The 1,092-nt window shown below is 74.5% G+C and carries 2 protein-coding genes; both read right to left on the bottom strand.

Annotated features, from left to right (window positions below; genetic code table 11):
• Positions 1 to 344: type VI secretion system-associated protein TagF (tagF, locus tag HMPREF0731_RS25865; RefSeq protein WP_007006367.1), on the bottom strand; the 344-nt coding region annotated here is incomplete at its 3' end.
• The coding region (locus HMPREF0731_RS21560; protein ID WP_007006366.1) for a type VI secretion IcmF C-terminal domain-containing protein at positions 341 to 1,092 on the bottom strand (752 nt) is incomplete at its 5' end. The genes HMPREF0731_RS21560 and tagF, both read right to left, overlap by 4 nt.

Below are 1,092 nucleotides of genomic sequence, written 5' to 3'. Positions count from 1 at the left end.
ATGGCGGCACGGGCCGCCTCGGCCAGGGCGTCGAACCAGCCCTCCGCCGCATCCGCCACGGGGGCGGCCAGCAGCAGCGGGAAGCGCCGCCCCACCGCATCGCGCGAGGCCGCCATCACGCCGCAGAGCGGCGCCGCGCCACAGGCGCCCCCGGGCAGCGCCAGGCACCAGCAGGGCATCGCATCCCAGGCCCGGGCGAAGGGCTGCGCGCCGAGCTCCGCTTGCCCCGCCTGCAACAGCGACGCCGCCCAGCCATCCCAGGCGGCGACGGCATCGGCGGGCAGGTTGCGGCGGATGAAATCGCCATGCGCCGGCAGCTTGCCATAGAGGCCGGTCGCGCTCACGGCGCCAGCACGGGGCAGCGGAAGCGCGACAGCTCCGCCAGGTTGAAGGGGTTGGTGCTGCTGCCCGGCCGCAGCTCGAAGATCGCGCCGCGGTCGCCATGCGCGATGGTCAGGCGGTAGCGCTCGCCGCCCAGGCGCTGCAGCGTCGCATGTGGGCCCATCACCAGCCGCAGCGAGGACCAGCCGCCGTCCAGCGTCAGGCTGCCGGCATAGCCGGGCGGGGTGAAGGCCAGGCTGACATTGCCCCGCGCCGGCCAGGAGAGCAGCACGGGGCGGCCGGTTCCGGTCGGCGGCAGCTCGTTGCGCACCCCATCCGCTTCCAGCACGGCGCTGTTCGAATTCAGGTCGAGCCCTTGCGGGATCAGCTCGAAGCGCAGCCCGGTGCCGGCGACACCCGGGAAAAAGGCGTCGCGGATCGCCTGGGCGCGCTGGAACTGCGCCAGATCGGCCGCCGTCACCGGCGGGGCGAGGCCGTCGGTCGCCATCGGCCGCCAGGGATTCTGCGTGGTGTCGGCATAGGGGCGGATATTCTGGGCGAAGAACTGCTCCAGCACGCCGCCGGGGGCGAAGAGCCGGGCGAAATCATCGACCGGCACATCGGCGCCGTCGCGGCGCAGCGGGAAACGGCCTTCGACCGCGCGGCAGAGCGGCGCGATCTGCTGCTGCGCCGCGGCCGCGATCGCCGCCTTGGCGCCGCCGGCCCGCGCCTGCTGCGTCGATTGCGCCAAGGCGCGCAGCCACTTCGCCA

The sequence above is a fragment of the Pseudoroseomonas cervicalis ATCC 49957 genome, from assembly GCF_000164635.1.
GTDB classification, from domain to species: domain Bacteria; phylum Pseudomonadota; class Alphaproteobacteria; order Acetobacterales; family Acetobacteraceae; genus Pseudoroseomonas; species Pseudoroseomonas cervicalis.
The sequence above is the reverse complement of the archived record's forward strand: the minus strand, read 5'-3'. Positions and strand labels throughout refer to the sequence as shown.